This is a genomic window from Catalinimonas locisalis, assembly GCF_038039535.1.
In the GTDB taxonomy this organism is placed as follows: domain Bacteria; phylum Bacteroidota; class Bacteroidia; order Cytophagales; family Cyclobacteriaceae; genus Catalinimonas.
The window spans coordinates 1-2,301 of the sequence record NZ_JBBPHP010000094.1 but is presented as its reverse complement, the minus strand read 5'-3'; the positions used below and the strand labels follow the sequence as shown (position 1 = coordinate 2,301).

General features: G+C 45.5%; 3 protein-coding genes. All 3 read left to right on the top strand.

The features are described 5' to 3' along the window. Positions 1–68 precede the first annotated feature (68 nt). The 3 genes from tnpA to tnpC are packed head-to-tail and all read left to right on the top strand — an operon-like array spanning position 69 to position 2,277. On the top strand, positions 69–383 hold the full coding sequence (gene tnpA, locus WJR50_RS33945) for an IS66 family insertion sequence element accessory protein TnpA (protein WP_341297767.1): 315 nt from the start codon (positions 69–71) through the stop codon (positions 381–383). Next, positions 371–727, top strand: coding sequence for an IS66 family insertion sequence element accessory protein TnpB (gene tnpB, locus WJR50_RS33940; RefSeq protein ID WP_341297766.1), 357 nt, complete (start codon positions 371–373; stop codon positions 725–727). Before tnpA ends, tnpB begins: the two co-directional genes overlap by 13 nt. A gap of 41 nt (positions 728–768) precedes the next feature. Beyond that, entirely contained in the window at positions 769–2,277 is a 1,509-nt protein-coding gene (tnpC, locus tag WJR50_RS33935) for an IS66 family transposase (protein ID WP_341297765.1), read from the top strand. Positions 2,278–2,301: the final 24 nt, after the last annotated feature.

Genomic DNA, 2,301 nt, shown 5'->3' with positions numbered 1-2,301 from the left:
GTATCCGTCCTGTGAAGTAGCCTTGATTACCTGCTGAATAGCAACTTAATATAGCAGGAAAAAGTATTATGCGCACATCAGAAGAGATGTTTCCTGTAGTAGAGGCCTGGCTACAAAGTGGATTAAACCAAAAAGCATATAGCCAGCGCCATGATTTACCCTTACATATCCTGCCTTACTGGGCTGGTAGATATCGGAAAGTCCAGCAAGGTTCCACAGTTCCACCTCCTAAACCCTCACAGGGGCATTTCATTCCGGTATCTACTAATAAAGAGATGAATGGTGGTATGGAAATCGCTTTGCCTACCGGAGTGGTGATCCGCTTTGCCAGTGCTATACCGGTAAATTATCTTCAGCAAGTGCTCAAGGTGTGTTCGGCCTGAGCCATCATCAGCGCTTCTTTCTGTTCAGCCAGGCAGTAGACATGCGCAAGGGCTTTGACGGATTGAGCGGTGTTGTACATCAGCAGATGGGAAAAGATGCCTGCTCTGGCGATGTGTATATTTTTCTGGGCAAGCGTCTGGATAGGATGAAGTTGCTGGTGTGGGAGCCCAGTGGTTTTGTCTTGTACTACAAAAGATTAGAGGCTGGAACGTTCAAACTGCCCAAGGCACAAGATCAATCTATCAGCCTTACCTACAGCGAATTATCCCTGCTACTTGAGGGCCTGGAGGTAGAAGTAAAATACCGGCGAAAACGTTACTCTAAAATATTGGAAAAAGCCTGATAAAAGCTTGCTGGTGAGGGTTTCTGTCGATATATTTCGGTATGCCAGATTCATCTCATCACCCTGATTCTGAACTTAGCAAAGAGGCTCTTCTTGAAGAGAACCGCAGGCTGAAAGCTTCCGTAGCCTATCTTGCAGAGGAGATTGCAGAGCTTAAAAGACTCATCTATGGGAGTAAAAGAGAGCGCTTTGTACCTGCCCAGAAAGATGATGCTCAACTTAGTCTGGAACTGGAAGCAGAAACTGCTGAAGAAGCACAGGCAGTGGTAAAGCAGACGGTAAGCTATCAGCGATCCTTTAAACAAGCTGGCAAGAAACCGGTACGCCAGAGCTTTCCGGATCATCTGCCTCGCATAGATGTAGTACTGGAACCAAAGGAAGATGTGAGGCACATGCGTAAGATAGGCGAAGAGGTCACAGAAGAATTAGATTTAGAGCCTGCCCGTCTGTTCGTGCGCAGGTATATTCGTTCCAGGTATGTAAGTGTTGAAGAAAGCTTTCATATCGCAGAATTGCCAGCAAGACCAATAGAAAAAGGTATACCTGGCCCAGGTCTACTGGCACAGATCCTTGTAGACAAGTTTGTATATCATTTGCCATTCTACCGTCAGGCCCAGAGATACGAAAGACTGGGTATGAAGATTCCGTCCAGCACCTTGAATGGCTGGCTTCCTGCGGCATGTAATCTGTTAGAGCCTCTTTATCTGGCACTTAAATTTGAAGTACTCAAGTCAACTTACCTGCAAGTTGACGAGACGCCAATTCCTGTATTGGATAAGCAGAAAAAGAAGACTCATCAGGGCTACCACTGGGTGTATTATAGCCCAGAGGAAAAATTAGTCCTATTTGATTACCAGAAAGGCAGAAACAGAGAAGGACCTAAGCAACTGTTGAAAAGTTACCAGGGCTACCTGCAAACTGATGGATACCAGGCTTATGATCAGTTTGAAGATAGGGAAGATATTGTACCGGTAGGATGTCTAGCTCATGCTCGCAGGTATTTTGAGCATGCCAAAGACAGTGATCCGGTAAGGTCAGAGCATGCATTGCTTTTGATCCAGCAACTCTACGCTGTTGAACGGCAAGCCAGGGAGCAGAATCTAAATCATGAGCAGCGTTACCAACTCCGTCAGGAAAAGTCTGTTCCTGTCATGGATGCACTAGGACAATGGCTGGTAAATGAGTATCCTACAGTATTACCTAAGAGTAAAATCGGAAAAGCCTTCTACTACCTTATCGGCAGGTACAACAAGATTTATCTTTACCTACAGGATGGAAGGCTTGAGGTTGATAATAATCTCATCGAGAACAGCATCAGACCAGTAGCCCTTGGCCGCAAAAACTACCTCTTTGCTGGCAGCCATTCCGGTGCAGAAAAAGCAGCTATAATCTACAGCCTGCTAGGTAGCTGCAAACTGAGGAATATTAATCCCTACGATTACCTCAAAAATATACTGGAAAGATTACCGGAGCATCCCGTCAATCGTCTACATGAACTACTACCGCCAAATTGGAAACTTGCCAAGGTAATTGATGTGATGGAAAATTAACAGGCTACTTCACCGCACGGATAC